Genomic DNA, 17,339 nt, shown 5'->3' on the forward strand with positions numbered 1-17,339 from the left:
ATGCGCCTGCTCGCGGTGTTGCTCGGCGCTCTGTGGCTGTGTTGCCAGCCGGCGCAGGCGCAGGTTCGCAACTACGACGAAATGATCGCCGCCGGGGAGTTGAAGGTGGCGGTTTACAAGGACTTCGCCCCCTACAGTTTTGAAGACGCCGGTCAGCCCCGGGGCGTCGATGTGGAACTGGCCCAGGCGCTGGCCAAGGCATTGGGCGTGCGCCTGACGCTGATCTGGGCGCCCGCCGGGGAAAAACTCGACGACGACCTGCGCGATTACATCTGGCGTGCCAGCCCACTGCACAATCAGCAACTGGCCGACCTGATGATGCGGGTGCCTTACGACAAGGATTACGCACAGAAACGCAACGAGTTCGGCGAGATGGAAAACGGCCATGTGGTGATGTTCGGCCCGTATCAGAACGAGCAATGGCAAGTCGCCTACGACCGGCGCCGCCTGGACAAGGTCGCCAGCGTCGCGGTGTTCGAGCAGCACCCGATCGGCGTCGAGGTCGACAGCGTGCCGTCGTTCTACCTGACCTCGGTGTTCAACGGCATGCTCGCCGGCAAGACCCGTCACTATCCGGGCGTGCCCCAGGCGTTTGCCGCGATGAAGGCCGGCGAGATCGACGCGGTCATGGCGATGCGCGGCGAGATCGACTGGCAAGTGCATGAAGCCGCCGACCCGCAATGGGCCCTGGCAGAAAACGCCTACCCGAACATGGGCAAGCAGCTCTGGGAGATTGGCATGGCGGTTCACGAAAGCAACCGGCAATTGGCCTATGCCGTGGAGGAAGCGCTGGAAGGCTTGATCCGCGAAGGTTCGGTGAAAACCATCTATGGCCATTACGGCCTGCGCTACGACGTGCCCGAGATGTATCAATAGGAGCAGGTGATGATCTGGCAAAGGAGTTGTCTGTTGGTCTGCTGTTTGAGCCTGGTGGCCCATGCCGCCGCTGTCGACCCCGGCAAAGACCCGGTGCCGTCGGTGATGTGGGGCTTCTATCACAAGCAAATGCTCGGTGATGCGCCGTTCGTGTTCGACGAGCGGGTCAAGCTGCTGGCGCCGCCGTTCGCCGAAGATGCCCGACAGGTGCCGATTGAAATCGACGCTCGGGCATTCAAGGGCGAGGTGGTGAAAATCCTCGCGTGGGCGGAACTCAATCCCTTGCCGAAAATCGTCGATTTCGAACCGCTGACCGGTGTGTTGCCGTGGCTGTCGATCCGCATCCGTGTCGAACAGGCCACACCCTTGCGCGCGGCGGTGCTGACCCGTGACGGCGTGTGGCATGTCGGTTCGACCCTGATCGATGCGGCCGGTGGCGGCTGCACCGCGCCGAGCGTGGTGCGCACCCAGGCCGGTTGGGAAGAGCATATCGGCGAAGTGCTGGGCGGGCGGTATCCGCGCGAGGATTTCAGCCGCGTGCGCTTGCAGGTGGCGCATCCGATGGACAACGGCATGGTCAGTGGCATCCCGGAATTTTTCCTCAACCATGCCGAGCTGCGCGACCAGCACGATCAACTGCTGGCGCGTCTCGAACTGTTCCCCGCCGTCAGCGAAAACCCCAGCCTGGCCTTTGATATCGAAGGGGCAGGGCAGACGCGCCTGTTGCTGCGCGATAACAGCGGCAATCAATTCGATGCATCGATCCCCTGAATTCAAGGAGCCTGTCATGCGCTGGATGCTGCTGTTGTTCATCGGCCTGGGCCTGCCAGCCATGGCCGATCTCGACTATTCGCTCAAGCCCCGGCAGATCGCCGAAGACACCTGGTTGCTGGAAGGCAGCACCGATAATTTCGCCAAGGGCAATGGCGGCAACATCGTCAACACGGCGTTCATCGTTACCGAGCGCGGCGTGGTAGTGATCGATACCGGGCCGTCCAAACGGTATGGCGAGGCCATGCGCCGGGCCATTGCGGCGACCACCGACAAGCCGGTGATCCAGGTCCTGTTGACCCATCATCACCCCGACCATGTGCTGGGCAACCAGGCGTTTGCCGACGTGCCGATTGGCGCCTTGGCCGGCACTACCGCGCTCTTGCAAAAGCAGGGCGACGCCATGGCCGAGAACATGTATCGGCTGGTGGGCGACTGGATGCGTGGCACCGAAGTGGTGTTGCCGACGCAGACCCTCACACCCGGTGTGAAAAGTTTTGGGAATCACGATTTGCGCCTGCTGAGCCTGGGTGGGCATACGGGCGCGGATCTGGCTATTCTCGACCAGCGAACCGGTGTGCTGTTTGCCGGGGACCTGGTGTTTTATCAACGGGCGCTGACCACGCCCAACAGTCCGGGGCTGTCCGTGTGGCTGGCGGACATCGCGACCCTGCAAGGCTTGCCCTGGACGCTGGTCGTACCCGGCCATGGCCCGGTGGCAAGCGACCCACGACCCTTCGAGCAGATGCGCGATTACCTGACCTGGCTCGATCAGCTTTTGCGCGACGGCGCCGCCAATGGCAGCGACATGGCCGAGATGATCCGCGGCCCTATCCCCGAGCGTTTCGCCGGGATCAACCTGAGCCGCTACGAACTGATTCGCAGCGTCAGTCATTTGTACCCGCGTTACGAGCGCGAGCGGATGACGCGGGTGGATGCCGCCGCCGGCAAATGATGCTTCCCTGTAGGAGCGAGCTTGCTCGCGAAAAACCTGAGAGCGCTACGTTCATCCAGGCAGCTCGCGTCATCGTTAACGTCCATCGCGAGCAAGCTCGCTCCTACAGGGGGCGGTGTCGTTCATAAAATCGCGTGTCCATCTCACTCGACCCGCTACCAAGGAACTAGAAAACTCCACATTGCGGGCAATTGTTGCCAGGGCGGCGGCGCCCAAGAATCTGCACCAGACCGGGAAAATTTCCCGGGCATAACAAAAATTGCAGAGGAAGCCGTCATGACTCAACCCGCACGTCGCCAGCCCTTCGTCCTGAGCCTGCTGCTCAGTGCCATGCTGTTGTCCGGCCAGGCATTGGCCGGGGTTTCCGACCAGGACATTCTCCAGGACCCGAAGAATCCCGAGCAGGTCGTGACCAACGGCCTGGGTGTCCAGGGGCAGCGCTACAGCCCGCTGGACATTCTCAATGTCGACAACGTCAAGGAGCTGCGACCGGCCTGGGCGTTTTCCTTCGGTGGTGAAAAACAGCGTGGCCAGCAAGCGCAGCCGATGGTCAAGGACGGCGTGATGTACATGACCGGTTCCTACTCGCGGGTGTTCGCCGTGGATGCGCGCACCGGCAAGAAGCTCTGGCAATACGATGCGCGCCTGCCGGATGACATTCGTCCCTGCTGCGACGTGATCAACCGTGGCGTTGCGCTGTATGGCGACCTGGTGATTTTCGGCACCCTCGACGCCAAGCTCGTGGCACTGAACAAGGACACCGGCAAGGTGGTCTGGAGCAAGAAAGTCGCCGACCACAAGGAAGGCTACTCGATCAGTGCCGCGCCGTTGGTGATCAACGGCAAGCTGATTACCGGTGTGGCCGGAGGCGAGTTCGGCGTGGTGGGCAAGATCGAGGCCTACGACCCGAAAAACGGTGACCTGCTGTGGACCCGGCCGACGGTCGAAGGCCATATGGGCTACGTCTACAAGGACGGCAAAGCGGTGGAAAACGGCATCTCCGGTGGCGAAGCGGGCAAGACCTGGCCGGGCGATCTCTGGAAAACCGGCGGCGCGGCCCCTTGGCTTGGCGGCTATTACGACCCGGAAACCAACCTGCTGCTGTTCGGTACCGGCAACCCGGCGCCGTGGAACTCGCACCTGCGCCCTGGCGACAACCTCTACTCCTCATCGCGCCTGGCACTCAATCCAGACGACGGCACCATCAAGTGGCACTTCCAGAGCACGCCCCACGACGGTTGGGACTACGACGGCGTGAACGAACTGGTGTCGTTCAATTACAGCGAAGGCGGCAAAGAGATCAAGGCGGCGGCCACGGCCGACCGTAACGGTTTCTTCTACGTGCTGGATCGTACCAACGGCAAGTTCATCCGTGGCTTCCCATTCGTGGACAAGATCACCTGGGCCACCGGCCTGGATAAGACCGGCCGGCCGATCTACAACGAAGCCAGCCGTCCCGGTGCCCCGGGTTCCGAAGCCAAGGGCAGTTCGGTCTTCGTGGCGCCGGCGTTCCTCGGCGCGAAAAACTGGATGCCGATGGCTTACAACCAGGACACCGGGCTGTTCTACGTGCCGTCCAACGAATGGGGCATGGATATCTGGAACGAAGGCATCGCCTACAAGAAAGGCGCGGCGTTCCTCGGCGCCGGATTCACCATCAAGCCATTGAACGAAGACTACATCGGCGTGTTGCGGGCCATCGACCCGAAAACCGGCAAGGAAGTCTGGCGCCACAAGAACTACGCGCCGCTGTGGGGCGGGGTGCTGACCACCAAGGGCAACCTGGTGTTCACCGGTACGCCTGAAGGATTCCTGCAGGCGTTCAACGCCAAGACCGGTGAGAAGGTCTGGGAGTTCCAGACCGGTTCCGGTGTGCTCGGCTCGCCCGTGACCTGGGAAATGGACGGCGAACAGTATGTCTCGGTGCTCTCCGGCTGGGGCGGCGCCGTACCGTTGTGGGGTGGCGAAGTGGCCAAGCGGGTGAAGGACTTCAACCAGGGGGGCATGCTCTGGACCTTCAAGCTGCCCAAGGACCTCGTCGCCAAGCACTGATCCATCACAAACCTGTAGGAGCGAGCCTGCTCGCGATGGTCGTCAACGATAACGCTGGAAGCCTGACACCCCACTGCGTTCTCGGGTTCATCGCGAGCAAGCTCGCTCCTACAGGGACAGTGCAGAAACCTACGACCAAATAACGAGAGCCCCTCCTGCCAACGATGCATTCGTCTGGCACGCGGGGCTCTCTAGTATCGGCTCATCGCCTGTCAGTACGACAGGCTTCGACCCAGACAGAGGCCCATCATGATCTACGCACAACCCGGAACCCCAGGCGCCGTCATTACCTTCAAGCCGCGCTACGGCAACTTCATCGGTGGCGAGTTCGTTGCCCCGATCAATGGCGAGTACTTCACCAACACCTCGCCGGTCAACGGTGAGGTGATTGCCGAATTCCCGCGCTCCAGCGCCGCCGACATCGACAAGGCCCTCGACGCCGCCCATGCCGCCGCTGATGCCTGGGGCAAGACCTCGGCCCAGGATCGCTCCCTGGTGCTGCTGAAAATCGCCGATCGCATCGAGCAGAACCTTGAGGTCCTGGCCGTCACCGAAACCTGGGACAACGGCAAGGCCGTGCGCGAAACCCTCAACGCCGACGTGCCGCTGGCGGCCGACCACTTCCGTTACTTCGCTGGCTGCATCCGCGCCCAGGAAGGCGGCGCCGCCGAGATCAACGAGCTGACCACGGCCTATCACTTCCATGAGCCGCTGGGCGTGGTCGGGCAGATCATTCCGTGGAACTTCCCGCTGCTGATGGCCGCCTGGAAACTCGCCCCGGCCCTGGCTGCGGGCAACTGCATTGTGCTCAAGCCTGCCGAGCAGACGCCGCTGTCGATCATGGTCTTCGCCGAGCTGATCGCCGACCTGCTGCCGGCGGGCGTACTGAACATCGTCCAGGGCTTCGGTCGCGAAGCCGGCGAGGCCCTGGCCACCAGCAAGCGCATCGCCAAGATCGCCTTCACCGGTTCGACCCCGGTGGGCGCGCACATCATGCATTGCGCCGCCGAGAACATCATTCCCAGCACCGTCGAACTGGGCGGCAAGTCGCCGAACATCTTCTTCGAAGACATCATGAACGCCGAACCTGCGTTCATCGAAAAAGCCGCCGAAGGCCTGGTGCTGGCGTTCTTCAACCAGGGCGAAGTCTGCACCTGCCCGTCCCGGGCGCTGGTGCAGGAGTCGATCTACGAGCCGTTCATGGCCGAGGTGATGAAGAAGATCGTCAAGATCAAGCGCGGCAACCCGCTGGACACCGAGACCATGGTCGGCGCCCAGGCGTCCGAGCAGCAATACGACAAGATCCTCTCGTACCTGAGCATTGCCCAGGAGGAGGGCGCCGAACTGCTTACCGGCGGCGCGGCCGAACGCCTGGAGGGCGATCTGTCCAGCGGCTATTACATCCAGCCGACCCTGCTCAAGGGCCACAACAAGATGCGTGTGTTCCAGGAAGAAATCTTCGGCCCGGTGGTGGGTGTCACCACCTTCAAGGACGAAGCCGAAGCCCTGGCCATCGCCAACGACAGCGAGTTCGGCCTCGGCGCCGGCCTGTGGACCCGCGACATCAACCGCGCCTACCGCATGGGCCGGGCGATCAAGGCCGGGCGCGTGTGGACCAACTGCTACCACCTGTACCCGGCGCACGCGGCGTTTGGTGGCTACAAGAAGTCCGGCGTCGGTCGGGAAAACCACAAGATGATGCTCGACCACTATCAGCAGACCAAAAACCTACTGGTCAGCTACGACATCAATCCGCTGGGGTTCTTCTGATTTCGCACTGATGACATGCACCCTGTAGGAGCGAGCTTGCTCGCGATGGACGTCAACGATAACGCTGGAAGCCTGACACCCCACGGCGTTCTCGGGTTCTTCGCGAGCAAGCTCGCTCCTACAGTATTTGTGTGTGCATGACGATCGCGCACCCCCTACCAAATCACCCCCGAAGCTCCTTCGAAAGTAGCATTCGGGCACTCGGCGCCCCGTGCATTAATGGCATTACCGGAATCACCCGGGCACAAGAAGAGGAATGACCCATGTGGACTAAACCCGCGTTTACCGATCTGCGCATTGGCTTCGAAGTGACGATGTATTTCGCCAACCGTTGATTGATCACCCGGCCAGCCGCTGCGTTGGCCGGGCCTGCCTTTCGGAGCATCTGCCATGTACATCCGCGTTCTCGGTTCCGCAGCCGGCGGTGGCTTCCCGCAGTGGAACTGCAATTGCCGCCAGTGCGCCGGCGTGCGCAATGGCAGCCTCCAGGCCCAGCGCCGTACGCAGTCGTCGATTGCCCTGAGTGACGACGGTGTGGCGTGGGTGCTGTGCAACGCTTCACCGGACATTCGCGCGCAACTCGAGAGTTTTGCGCCCTTGCAACCGGCGCGGCGCCTGCGTGACAGCGCCATCGCCGGCATCGTGCTGCTGGACAGCCAGATCGACCATTGCACCGGTTTGCTCAGTCTGCGCGAAGGCTGTCCGCATGCGGTGTGGTGCACCGAGCGCGTGCATCAGGACCTGAGCAGTGGTTTCCCGTTGTTCGAGATGCTTGGGCATTGGAACGGCGGATTGCACTGGCAACCGGTCGGCCTCGAGCGCCAGCCGTTCAGCATCCCGGCCTGCGAGCATTTGCAATTTCGTGCGATTCCCCTGGTGAGCAACGCACCGCCGTATTCGCCCAATCGCGGTAACCCGCAGCCGGGCGACACCATTGGCCTGTTCATTGAAGACCTGCGCAACGGCGCCTCGTTGTTCTATGCACCGGGCCTTGGCCGAATCGACGATGAAGTGCTGGGCTGGATGCAGCGTGCCGATTGCCTGCTGTTGGACGGCACCCTGTGGCGCGACGATGAGATGCGTCTGTGCGAAGTCGGCCAGAGCCTGGGCAGCGAAATGGGGCACCTCGCACAAAGCGGCCCCGGCGGGATGCTCGAAGTGCTGGAGGGTTTCAACCGTCAGCGCAAGGTGCTGATCCACATCAACAACACCAATCCGATCCTTGATGAAAACTCGGCCGAGCGGGCTTTGCTGGAGCGGCGGGGGATCGAAGTGGCTTATGACGGCATGGATATTGTGCTGTAGCTGAGGGCCCCTTCGCGGGCAAGCCCGCTCCCACAGGGATCTGCGGTGTACACAAAACCTGTGGGAGCGGGCTTGCCCGCGAAGAGGCCGGATCAAACACCGAAGGTTCCCCGGAGACCCGCAATGACCGATACAGCAATGACCCCCACCGAATTCGAAACCGCCCTGCGCGCCAAAGGCGCCTACTACCATATCCATCACCCGTTCCATCAAGCCATGTACGCTGGGCGGGCCACTCGCGAACAAATCCAGGGCTGGGTCGCCAATCGCTTCTATTACCAGGTCAACATCCCCCTGAAAGACGCAGCGATTCTCGCCAACTGCCCGGACCGCGAAGTGCGCCGGGAGTGGCTGCAACGGATTCTCGACCACGACGGCGTCCCCGGCAGCGAGGGCGGTATCGAAGCCTGGCTGCGCCTGGGCGAAGCAGTGGGCCTGGATCGCGACCAGATCCTCTCTCAGGAACTGGTGCTGCCCGGGGTGCGTTTTGCAGTAGACGCCTACGTCAATTTCGCCCGTCGCGCCTGCTGGCAGGAAGCGGCCAGCAGTTCGTTGACTGAACTCTTTGCCCCGCAGATCCATCAATCGCGACTCGACGCCTGGCCCACCCATTACCCATGGATCGACGTCGCCGGTTACGACTATTTCCGCACGCGCCTGAGCCAGGCGCGGCGCGATGTCGAGCATGGCTTGCGCATCACCCTGGCGCACTACGTGACGGCCGAGGGGCAACGACGCATGCTGGACATTCTGCAATTCAAGCTCGACGTGCTGTGGAGCATGCTCGATGCCATGAGCATGGCCTACGAGCTTGCGCGCCCGCCGTATCACACGGTTACCGGCGACAACGTCTGGCACCGGGGGATCGCGCTGTGAGCCTGATCGATCGCCAACAGTCACCGGCCTTGCGTCGCGGTTTTCGTCTGCAATGGGAGCCCCGTCAGGCCTGCCATGTGCTGCTGTACCCCGAAGGCATGATCAAGCTCAACGCCAGTGCCGGACAGATTCTCGACCTGGTGGATGGCCAGCGCAGCGTGGCGGCGATCATTGATCGATTGAGCGAGAGTTTCCCCGGCGTACCGGGGATCGACGAGGACGTACTGGCGTTTCTGGAGGTGGCTCATGCGCAATTCTGGATCGAGTGAGACGCTGCCCGGACCGCCGTTGTGGCTGCTCGCCGAGTTGACCTACCGCTGTCCGTTGCAATGCCCGTATTGCTCCAATCCGTTGGACTTTGCCCGGCACGGCGAGGAACTGAGCACGCAAGAATGGATTCGCGTATTCCGCGAAGCGCGGGACATGGGCGCCGCGCAATTGGGCTTTTCCGGTGGCGAGCCGCTGGTACGTCAGGACCTCGCCGAGTTGATCAAGGCCGCGCGAGACATGGGCTACTACACCAATTTGATCACTTCGGGCATTGGCCTGACCGAGCAGAAGGTGCGCGACTTCAAGGTGGCCGGGCTGGACCATATCCAGATCAGTTTCCAGGCCGCCGACGAAGCGGTGAACAACATGCTGGCCGGCTCGCGCAAGGCCTTTGCCCAGAAACTCGCCATGGCCCGTGCGGTGAAAGCCCAAGGCTATCCGATGGTGCTGAACTTCGTCACCCATCGGCACAACATCGACCGGATCGCGCAGATCATCGAGCTGTGCCTGGAGCTGGAAGCGGACTTCGTCGAACTGGCCACATGCCAGTTCTATGGCTGGGCTGAACTCAACCGCGTCGGCTTGTTGCCCACCCGCGAGCAATTGCAGCATGCCGAGCGCATCACCAACCAGTACCGCGAACGCCTTGAAGCCCAGGGCCACCCGTGCAAGCTGATCTTCGTCACCCCCGACTACTACGAAGAGCGTCCCAAGACCTGCATGAACGGCTGGGCCAACCTGTTTCTCGACATCACCCCCGATGGCACGGCCTTGCCTTGCCACAGCGCCCGGCAATTGCCAGTAGCGTTTCCCAGCGTGCGCGAGCACAGCATCGAGCACATCTGGAACCACTCGTTCGGCTTCAACCGTTTTCGCGGCGATGACTGGATGAAGGAGCCGTGCCGCTCCTGTGACGAAAAGCACAAGGACCTGGGCGGTTGCCGCTGCCAGGCGTTCATGCTGACCGGTGACGCCACCAATGCCGACCCGGTGTGCAGCAAATCGCCGCACCATGGCGTCATTCTAAAAGCTCGGGAGGAGGCTGAGTTGCCGGGGCTGGGCATGGAACACCTGACGCTGCGCAACGAGAAGGCGTCGCGGCTGATCTATCGCGGGTAAGCCGAACAACACAAAACCCTGTGGGAGCGGCGGTGCGGCGATCCGACTTGCCCGCGATTAGGACGGCACATCCAACGTTGATGTCGACTGTCATGCAGCTATCGCGGGCAAGCCCGCTCCCACAGAAATCTGTGGTGAACACAGAATGTGAGTACACCCCAGGCAGTACTACACATTGGTCTGATTGCATTCACAGCTGGATGGTTTAGTGTGGCTTGTACCTTCCAAAACAATAAAAACAGGCTTTCCAATGAGCCAGAGTCTCAACCAGCTGCGTAAATTCGTTTCGCCTGAAATCATCTTCGGTGCCGGTAGCCGGCACAATGTCGGCAACTATGCCAAGACCTTTGGCGCGCGCAAGGTCCTGGTGGTCAGCGATCCCGGCGTGATTGCCGCCGGCTGGGTCGCCGATGTCGAAGCCAGCCTGCAGGCGCAGGGCATCGACTACTGCCTTTACAGCGATGTCTCGCCCAACCCGCGGGTCGAAGAGGTGATGCGCGGCGCCGAGCTGTACCGGGAAAACCACTGCGACGTGATCGTCGCCGTCGGTGGCGGCAGCCCGATGGACTGCGGCAAGGGCATCGGCATCGTCGTCGCCCATGGCCGCAGCATTCTCGAATTCGAGGGCGTGGACACCATCCGCGTGCCCAGCCCGCCGCTGATCCTGATTCCGACCACTGCCGGCACCTCGGCCGACGTCTCGCAGTTCGTGATCATTTCCAACCAGCAGGAACGCATGAAGTTCTCCATCGTCAGCAAGGCGGTGGTGCCGGACGTTTCGCTGATCGATCCGGAAACCACCCTGAGCATGGATCCGTTCCTGTCGGCCTGTACTGGCATCGACGCCTTGGTGCATGCCATCGAAGCGTTCGTGTCCACCGGTCACGGGCCGCTGACCGACCCTCACGCGTTGGAGGCGATGCGCCTGATCAATGGCAACCTGGTGCAAATGATCGCCAACCCGACCGACATCGCCCTGCGCGAGAAGATCATGCTCGGCAGCATGCAGGCCGGGCTGGCATTTTCCAACGCAATCCTCGGCGCCGTGCATGCCATGTCCCACAGCCTCGGTGGCTTTCTCGACCTGCCCCACGGCCTGTGCAACGCGGTGCTCGTCGAACACGTGGTGGCCTTCAATTACAACTCGGCACCGGAGCGCTTCAAGGTGATCGCCGAGACCTTCGGCATCGACTGCCGGGGCCTGAATCACCGGCAGATCTGCGGGCGTCTGGTCGAGCACCTGATCGCCCTCAAGCACGCCATCGGCTTTCACGAAACCCTCGGTTTGCATGGCGTCAGGACCTCGGACATTCCGTTCCTGTCGCAACATGCCATGGACGATCCGTGCATCCTGACCAACCCGCGCGAATCCAGCCAGCGTGATGTCGAGGTCGTCTATGGCGAAGCCCTCTGACGAGCAACAACGGGCCTTGGCCGGGCTGCTGGGGCTGGGCAGCCACTCGGCCCGCAAGAGTCATTACCCGGAACTGGCAGCGCGCCTGGATGATCTGGAAGCCGAGCGTAACCGCTACAAGTGGCTGTTCGAAAACGCGGTGCACGGGATCTTCCAGGCCAGCCTGCACGATGGCATGCGCGCCGCCAACCCGGCGCTGGCGCGCATGCTTGGCTACCAGGACCCGCAGGAGGTGCTGTTCTCCCTGACCGACCTGGCCAGCACCCTGTTTGTCGACGGCGCGCAGGAACTGGAAGACATCGGCGAGATCCTCAGGCACCAGCGCAGCCTGCACGGCTATGAAACCCGCTTGCGGCGCAAGGATGGCAGTCACCTCGATGTGTTGATGAACCTGCTGCTCAAGCCCGGTCAGGAAGGGCTGGTGGAGGGGTTCGTTTCCGATATCACCGAGCGTAAACAGGCCCAGCAACGCCTGCAGCAACTCAATGACGAACTGGAGCTGCGCGTCGTCGCGCGCACCAATGAACTGCTCGAAGCCAACCGTAACCTTCAGCAGCAGATCATCCAGCGTAAACAGATCGCCGAGGCCTTGCGCGACGCCCGAGATGCCGCCGAGGCCGCCAATCACAGCAAGGACAAGTACCTCGCCGCCGCCAGCCACGACCTGCTGCAACCGCTGAATGCCGCGCGGTTGCTGATTTCGACCTTGCGCGAACGCCAGTTGCCGGAAACCGAACAGGTGCTGGTGGAACGCACTCACCAGGCCCTGGAAGGGGCCGAAGACCTGCTGACGGATCTGCTCGACATTTCCCGGCTCGACCAGGCCGCGGTCAAGCCGGACATCGCGCCGTACCGCCTCGACGAACTGCTCGGGCCGCTGGTCTCGGAGTTTCAGTCCGTCGCGCAGGCGGCCGGCTTGAACCTGCGGGTGCGCATGGCCGATTACGCCATCAGCACCGACTTGCGCCTGATGACGCGGATCCTGCGCAATTTCCTCAGCAATGCCTGCCGCTACACCGATGAAGGCAGCATCCTGCTGGGGGCAAGGCGTCGAGGCGAGATGTTGCGCCTGGAGGTCTGGGACACCGGGCGTGGCATCGCCGCAGACCGGCTCGATTCGATCTTCCTCGAGTTCAACCAGCTGGATGTCGGCCGCGCCGCCGACCGCAAGGGCGTGGGCCTGGGGCTGGCGATTGTCGAGCGCATCGCCAAGATCCTTGGCTATAAAGTCGGCGTGTACTCGTTGCCGGGGCGTGGGTCGATGTTCAGCATCGAGGTGCCGATATCCCGCGAGGTGCCGTTACCCGTGAGCCAGGCGGTGCCACAACCGGGCACCGGCAACCCGCTACCGGGCCGCCGTCTGCTGGTGGTCGACAACGAAGTGAGCATTCTCGAAAGCATGAGCGCGTTGCTCGGACAGTGGGGCTGCGATGTTCTGACCGCCACCGATGAGGCGTCTGCGCTGGCGACGTTACGTGGGCAGGCGCCGGAGCTGATTCTCGCGGACTATCATCTCGATCACGGGGTGGTCGGCTGTGATGTGGTACGACATTTGCGCGAGCATTTCCACCAGAACATACCCGCGGTGATCATTACGGCCGACCGCACCGACCATTGTCGGCGCGCGTTACAGCGGCTCAACGCACCGTTGCTGAACAAGCCGGTGAAGCCCGGCAAGTTGCGAGCGGTATTGAGTCAACTGTTGGTGGCACCTGCCTGAAGCGGCCGATACTGCAGGGTGAAACCCAGCTCGGTGGACTGACCCTGTTCCAGTAAGCGCAACCCCGGCCGACCGGGCAGGTGGTGCGCGTTGACCGGGTGGCTCACCGGTTCGATGCAGAAAAAATCCAGTCCGACCGGGCAATAAAGCAGGTAGTAATCGCTACCGGTGGCCCGGCATTGCAGTTCATGGCCAAGGTCGGGCTGGCGGATCAGGCAATGGCCGTCCCACTCGCAGAAGCCGTTGTCCACCAGCGTTTCGGGCAATGCCTTGAGTGGCTGGAAATCCCACTCGAGTGGCAACTTGCTGAGTGCTGTCGGCAGTTTTGCCTCGTCGCACAACCACACGTGCCGGGCTGGTGCCTGTAGTCGGGTGTTAGCGGTGCGTGGCAGATATGGATGCAGTCCCAGTCCATGCCACGCAGGGCTTTCAGCCAGGTGCGTGACCTGCAGTTCGATGCTCAGCTTGCCCGCGCTCAAATGCAAACGTTGCCGGGCGCGATAGGCGAAAGGCGTTGCACTGTCGAGTTGCAGGATCACTTCATCTTCAGATTGGGCAACCACGTCCCACGGCTGCTGCCAGGCGCTGCCGTGAATCGGCAGGGGATCGGTGAGGCTGTTGGGCGTCAGTGCCAGCCAGCCGTCGGGGCAATCGAAACCTCCTTCGGCGATGCGGTTGGACCAGGGGATCAAGGGGAAACAGCCAAGTTTGCCGGGCAGGCCGGTGTTCAGGGCATGGGCGTCACTGTGGCGCAACAAGGGCTGTCCGGTGCTGCGGACTGTCCAGTTGACGATGCTGGCGCCGAATTCCGGGGCGAGGGTGAGGTGGGTGAGTTCGTCTTTGAGTTCGAGAAGCGTGGGCATTATGGTCATCACTAGTGGAAATCGATGGAGGGGCGTTTCATGCCTGCTGGGGTCAACTTTCAGATTTGGAATACCTTCCCTGTAGGAGCGAGCTCGCTCGCGATGGTCGTCAACGATAACGCTGGAATCCTGATGCCCCTCGGCGTTGCCGGATTCATCGCGAGCGAGCTCGCTCCTACAGGGGATGGGGCGGTCAGCTGGAAATCATCGGCGGCAGGGTGCCGAGCAATGAAACGGCCGCCACTGCGCCAAGCCCCAGCATCCACTCCAGCATCACGCTGGTGCGCAGTGTTTGCAGACGCGGCTCGCAATCATTGATCCGCAAACGATTGAACAACGCCAGGCCCAGCATCGAGGCCACCAGCAACGCCTTGATCAACAGGATCAAGGCGAACCCGCTGAACAGCGGTGTAGGCCAGAAAGCCCCGGTGAGCACCCGCACATTGATCAGCCCGGTGATCAGCAGCCCGGCGACCAACCCGTAGCCGACGCCGCTGAAGCGCTGCAACATCAAGCGGATCGAATGCCCCGCAGGCTGTCGCAGAATCATTACCAGCAACATCAAGCCGCCGAGCCAGGCACCTACGCACATCAAGTGAACGAGTTGATTGAGGATCAGCAATTGCCCGGCGGTGCCATCGAGCATGGCGCCGTGACCGACCGGGGCCAGCGTGGCCAGCAGCAGACCGCTGAGGATCAGACGCGGCGCAAGGCTGGCGCGTAGTGGTGTCAGCAACAACACCAGCAACGCCATATTGATCAGCAGATGCCAGCGCCAGACCTGGCCGAAAAAGGTATTGCCCAGCACCAGGTGCAGGGTCGGCGGGTCGAAGGCCGCGTCCCAGGCGCCGGCCATACTTGCGGTAACCAGCAGCAACCAGCAGACCCCGCTGCCCAGCGCCACTACGGCCAGCCAACGGGAGGTGCGTGCCAGCCGCTGGTCCAGCGCGGTTTCGCCATTCGCCAGCAACGGCCTGAACACCCAGGCCCCGAACAGCATCAACACCACGATGAAATGCAGGAAGCGGCACAGCACCAGCGCGCTCGCCATGAATTACTGGCCCACCTTGAAGGCGTAGGCACCTTCGCTTTTGTGAGTGTCGACCGACACGGCGTGCCATTCGACCTTGTAGGCTCCGGCGGTCAGCGGCGCGGCCGGGGTGACGATCAGGGTCTTCTTGTCGCTGCCTTCGGTGGTCAGCGCCTTGACCGCCACCGGTGCGCCATCCTTGGTCAGTGTGACTTTGGTGAAGCTGGCCTCGACACCCTCGGAGAACTCCAGACGCAATTCCGTTGGCGCGGTCACGGTGCTGTCGGCGGCTGGTGTCTGGCTTTTCAGGTGGGCATGGGCAAACACCGAAGAAGCGGCGAGCAGCGAGCCAAGCAGGGCAGCGGCGGTCAGGATTTTCTTGAGCAGCATCGTGAGTTCCTCAGGCAGTTTCCAGGTGCGCAGAGTTTAGCGTTACGACAGCGGCTGTACGAAGTTTCGTTTTCCCCTGTCGCCGCGGTCCAGAGCGGATGCTAGTCTTGCTCAACGTTGTTGTCGGGGACCCGCATGGGCAATCACAAGATCGAGATTCGTCGCAGTAACGTCGAAAAGATTCTGCTGGGGGCGGAAAAAGTCTTCGCTGAAAAGGGCTTCGGCAGCACCGCCATGGCCGACATCGCCGCCGAAGTGCAACTGCCGCGCTCCAACCTGCACTACTACTTCAGCACCAAGACCGAACTGTACAGCGCGGTGCTGTTCGATTTGCTGGAAGTCTGGAAGCAGGACGCCCTGTGCTTCGAGATGTTCGATGACCCGCGCGTGGTGCTCAGCAGTTACATCCGCGCCAAGATGAACCATTCCCGCAGCCGGCCTTATGGTTCGAAAGTCTGGGCCAACGAAATCATCCACGGCGCCCCGACCCTCGGCGCAGCGCTGGACGCGAGCCTGTACGACTGGGCCAAGATGAAGGAAGCGAAAATCCGCCAGTGGGTGGACGACAAACGCATTCTGCCGGTAGAGCCGTCGAGCCTGCTGTACATGATCTGGGCCTCGACCCAGCACTACGCCGACTTCGATCACCAGGTGAACATTCTCAACGATCATCAGCCGTTGTCGGACATGCAATTTGAGAAAGCGGTGCAGACGGTGACCAGTGTGATTTTGCGGGGGATTGGGTTGGAACCTTAGTCTTCGCAAGATCGCGGAAGCTATCCTCATATATGGGCGCTGAGTCAGCGCCTGATTTGTTGATTGGCTGTTGGTGCGTGGAATTCAGATACGCTGGTACGTTTGATTTGCAGCATTAGTTCAGACGCATTTTCATTGTGAAGTTTTTTGGTGATTTCGTTTTGGGCATTATTTTTACGTGCCATATGGGAACGCAAGGCTTTAATCTGATTGCGGGTGGCTACTATTCTAAAGTTGCCATTACGCGCTTTTGTTTCGTCAAACACTTTCCCGATGTACTCTAGGTTCCGATAGCCCGGTGTAAGCTTTGATGCATCCGGAATAAGTTTAGTAAGTAATTCGGTTGAAGGGAGTGGCCCATCAAAATTTACCAGTTGAGAAGTTGATGTTGATGTGCTGGGGGCTGAGCGTATTGCATTGCTGGCGGGCCTATCCAGCATTCCGTTCAGTATCGGGTTACGTGCTGAGCTAGACCGGTTGATACTGCTGGCTGTTCGATGAATGGTATGTAGAGGGTTTTTGACGATAACTGATGGTCGTTTAATTAAATTAAGCCCGACTGGCGTGGCGTCGATAAAACTCCAAGGTCGGAATAGTGCAATAAGAGAGTTTCCGGTTGGATCGTAAAAATTAATTGGATCTCCCCCGCAATAAGCATACGCATTGATTCCTCCATCATCAAAAGGGCTCAACTCATCCGGGGTCATGAATCGCATCAGCACAGGGTTGTAGAAACGATTACCCCGTCCAAGTGGATAGTTTCCCGTTATATCGTCTGGGCACTCACCGTTAAACCCCAGCAAACGACTTAAACCGCTTTCGGCAGGGTGATGGCCGTACGCGGTATAGGCAAATTGCTTCTGATTAACTCCTGAGACCGTTTGCAGCAGCGAATGCGCCCGGTCGGTTGCCAGCAGCGTGGTTTCGGTAACACCAGCTTCACTTTGCTTCTGCGCCAATGGCTGGCCTTGATGGCACAAGATTGTTCGTTGCGTCTGTTGATTCAGCTCGGTCGTCAAGCGGCCCTCTTGATAGAAGCGCTGCAGAAACCCCACGCCCGTGAGTCGATCCAGTGGGTCGTATTTATAGAGACGCAGAATTTTCAGTGATGAGAGCGACATGATGAGGTGCTCACTTAGGCATTGAATGTGTGTCAGCTTCGAAGATATTTC

General features: G+C 61.2%; 17 protein-coding genes and 1 pseudogene. 14 read left to right on the forward strand and 4 right to left on the reverse strand.

Translation table 11 applies throughout. The features are described from left to right. The 13 genes and pseudogenes from PMI31_RS08450 to PMI31_RS08500 all read left to right on the forward strand — a co-directional run bounded on the left by PMI31_RS08450 (position 1) and on the right by PMI31_RS08500 (position 13,128). The gene (locus tag PMI31_RS08450) at positions 1-876 is read left to right on the forward strand and encodes a substrate-binding periplasmic protein (RefSeq protein WP_008017476.1); all 876 of its coding nucleotides are present in this window, start codon (positions 1-3) and stop codon (positions 874-876) included. A gap of 9 nt (positions 877-885) precedes the next feature. Beyond that, entirely contained in the window at positions 886-1,647 is a 762-nt protein-coding gene (locus tag PMI31_RS08455; RefSeq protein ID WP_008017477.1) for a quinoprotein dehydrogenase-associated SoxYZ-like carrier, read from the forward strand. 16 nt (positions 1,648-1,663) lie between these two features. Next, positions 1,664-2,602 (forward strand): quinoprotein relay system zinc metallohydrolase 1, encoded by a 939-nt coding sequence (locus PMI31_RS08460; protein WP_008017479.1) that lies wholly within the window; start codon positions 1,664-1,666, stop codon positions 2,600-2,602. A gap of 276 nt (positions 2,603-2,878) precedes the next feature. Next, a complete protein-coding gene (locus tag PMI31_RS08465) occupies positions 2,879-4,654 on the forward strand; it encodes a PQQ-dependent methanol/ethanol family dehydrogenase (RefSeq protein WP_008017481.1) in 1,776 nt (591 codons plus the stop codon). A gap of 249 nt (positions 4,655-4,903) precedes the next feature. After that, positions 4,904-6,424 (forward strand): acetaldehyde dehydrogenase ExaC, encoded by a 1,521-nt coding sequence (exaC, locus tag PMI31_RS08470; RefSeq protein WP_008017482.1) that lies wholly within the window; start codon positions 4,904-4,906, stop codon positions 6,422-6,424. A 15-nt stretch (positions 6,425-6,439) separates the two neighbouring features. Continuing rightward, positions 6,440-6,553: pseudogene (locus tag PMI31_RS31280) on the forward strand (outer membrane lipoprotein carrier protein LolA); the annotation flags it as partial. Positions 6,554-6,687: 134 nt separating this feature from the next. Further along, complete coding sequence (pqqA, locus tag PMI31_RS29840) at positions 6,688-6,759, forward strand: pyrroloquinoline quinone precursor peptide PqqA (protein ID WP_003253598.1); 72 nt, start codon at positions 6,688-6,690, stop codon at positions 6,757-6,759. Positions 6,760-6,814: 55 nt separating this feature from the next. Next, positions 6,815-7,729, forward strand: coding sequence for a pyrroloquinoline quinone biosynthesis protein PqqB (pqqB, locus tag PMI31_RS08475; RefSeq protein ID WP_008017483.1), 915 nt, complete (start codon positions 6,815-6,817; stop codon positions 7,727-7,729). Positions 7,730-7,852: 123 nt separating this feature from the next. Continuing rightward, the gene (gene pqqC, locus PMI31_RS08480; RefSeq protein WP_008017484.1) at positions 7,853-8,605 is read left to right on the forward strand and encodes a pyrroloquinoline-quinone synthase PqqC; all 753 of its coding nucleotides are present in this window, start codon (positions 7,853-7,855) and stop codon (positions 8,603-8,605) included. Next, entirely contained in the window at positions 8,602-8,874 is a 273-nt protein-coding gene (pqqD, locus tag PMI31_RS08485; RefSeq protein ID WP_008017485.1) for a pyrroloquinoline quinone biosynthesis peptide chaperone PqqD, read from the forward strand. Before pqqC ends, pqqD begins: the two co-directional genes overlap by 4 nt. Next, positions 8,852-9,994 (forward strand): pyrroloquinoline quinone biosynthesis protein PqqE, encoded by a 1,143-nt coding sequence (gene pqqE / locus PMI31_RS08490; RefSeq protein ID WP_008017486.1) that lies wholly within the window; start codon positions 8,852-8,854, stop codon positions 9,992-9,994. The genes pqqD and pqqE overlap by 23 nt, the downstream gene beginning before the upstream one ends. A gap of 250 nt (positions 9,995-10,244) precedes the next feature. Next, positions 10,245-11,408: an alcohol dehydrogenase-like regulatory protein ErcA gene (gene ercA, locus PMI31_RS08495; protein WP_008017487.1), complete on the forward strand. Its 1,164-nt coding sequence runs from the start codon at positions 10,245-10,247 to the stop codon at positions 11,406-11,408. Next, positions 11,392-13,128 (forward strand): PAS domain-containing hybrid sensor histidine kinase/response regulator, encoded by a 1,737-nt coding sequence (locus PMI31_RS08500; RefSeq protein WP_008017488.1) that lies wholly within the window; start codon positions 11,392-11,394, stop codon positions 13,126-13,128. The genes ercA and PMI31_RS08500 overlap by 17 nt, the downstream gene beginning before the upstream one ends. On the opposite strand, the gene PMI31_RS08505 is transcribed toward PMI31_RS08500, so the two are convergent. The 3 genes from PMI31_RS08505 to copC all read right to left on the reverse strand — a co-directional run bounded on the left by PMI31_RS08505 (position 13,104) and on the right by copC (position 15,411). Beyond that, positions 13,104-13,994 (reverse strand): aldose 1-epimerase, encoded by an 891-nt coding sequence (locus PMI31_RS08505; protein ID WP_043302295.1) that lies wholly within the window; start codon positions 13,992-13,994, stop codon positions 13,104-13,106. The genes PMI31_RS08500 and PMI31_RS08505 overlap by 25 nt on opposite strands. A 190-nt stretch (positions 13,995-14,184) precedes the next feature. After that, complete coding sequence (gene copD / locus PMI31_RS08510) at positions 14,185-15,042, reverse strand: copper homeostasis membrane protein CopD (RefSeq protein ID WP_008017491.1); 858 nt, start codon at positions 15,040-15,042, stop codon at positions 14,185-14,187. A gap of 3 nt (positions 15,043-15,045) precedes the next feature. After that, positions 15,046-15,411 (reverse strand): copper homeostasis periplasmic binding protein CopC, encoded by a 366-nt coding sequence (gene copC / locus PMI31_RS08515; RefSeq protein WP_008017493.1) that lies wholly within the window; start codon positions 15,409-15,411, stop codon positions 15,046-15,048. Positions 15,412-15,546: 135 nt separating this feature from the next. On the opposite strand from copC, the gene PMI31_RS08520 reads away from it, so the two are divergent. Then, entirely contained in the window at positions 15,547-16,167 is a 621-nt protein-coding gene (locus PMI31_RS08520) for a TetR/AcrR family transcriptional regulator (RefSeq protein WP_008017494.1), read from the forward strand. A gap of 44 nt (positions 16,168-16,211) precedes the next feature. On the opposite strand, the gene PMI31_RS29845 is transcribed toward PMI31_RS08520, so the two are convergent. Then, positions 16,212-17,288 (reverse strand): RHS repeat-associated core domain-containing protein, encoded by a 1,077-nt coding sequence (locus PMI31_RS29845; RefSeq protein ID WP_008017495.1) that lies wholly within the window; start codon positions 17,286-17,288, stop codon positions 16,212-16,214. Between the last annotated feature and the right edge of the window lie 51 nt (positions 17,289-17,339).

The sequence above is a fragment of the Pseudomonas sp. GM55 genome, from assembly GCF_000282395.1.
In the GTDB taxonomy this organism is placed as follows: Bacteria; Pseudomonadota; Gammaproteobacteria; order Pseudomonadales; family Pseudomonadaceae; genus Aquipseudomonas; species Aquipseudomonas fluorescens_CC.

Coding starts and splice junctions, on each gene's coding strand:
- PMI31_RS08450 (WP_008017476.1), top strand. CDS start 1: ATGCGCCTGCTCGCGGTGTTGCTCGGCGCTCTGTGGCTGTGTTGCCAG.
- PMI31_RS08455 (WP_008017477.1), top strand. CDS start 886: ATGATCTGGCAAAGGAGTTGTCTGTTGGTCTGCTGTTTGAGCCTGGTG.
- PMI31_RS08460 (WP_008017479.1), top strand. CDS start 1,664: ATGCGCTGGATGCTGCTGTTGTTCATCGGCCTGGGCCTGCCAGCCATG.
- PMI31_RS08465 (WP_008017481.1), top strand. CDS start 2,879: ATGACTCAACCCGCACGTCGCCAGCCCTTCGTCCTGAGCCTGCTGCTC.
- exaC (WP_008017482.1), top strand. CDS start 4,904: ATGATCTACGCACAACCCGGAACCCCAGGCGCCGTCATTACCTTCAAG.
- pqqB (WP_008017483.1), top strand. CDS start 6,815: ATGTACATCCGCGTTCTCGGTTCCGCAGCCGGCGGTGGCTTCCCGCAG.
- pqqC (WP_008017484.1), top strand. CDS start 7,853: ATGACCGATACAGCAATGACCCCCACCGAATTCGAAACCGCCCTGCGC.
- pqqE (WP_008017486.1), top strand. CDS start 8,852: ATGCGCAATTCTGGATCGAGTGAGACGCTGCCCGGACCGCCGTTGTGG.
- ercA (WP_008017487.1), top strand. CDS start 10,245: ATGAGCCAGAGTCTCAACCAGCTGCGTAAATTCGTTTCGCCTGAAATC.
- PMI31_RS08500 (WP_008017488.1), top strand. CDS start 11,392: ATGGCGAAGCCCTCTGACGAGCAACAACGGGCCTTGGCCGGGCTGCTG.
- copD (WP_008017491.1), bottom strand. CDS start 15,042: ATGGCGAGCGCGCTGGTGCTGTGCCGCTTCCTGCATTTCATCGTGGTG.
- copC (WP_008017493.1), bottom strand. CDS start 15,411: ATGCTGCTCAAGAAAATCCTGACCGCCGCTGCCCTGCTTGGCTCGCTG.
- PMI31_RS08520 (WP_008017494.1), top strand. CDS start 15,547: ATGGGCAATCACAAGATCGAGATTCGTCGCAGTAACGTCGAAAAGATT.
- PMI31_RS29845 (WP_008017495.1), bottom strand. CDS start 17,288: ATGTCGCTCTCATCACTGAAAATTCTGCGTCTCTATAAATACGACCCA.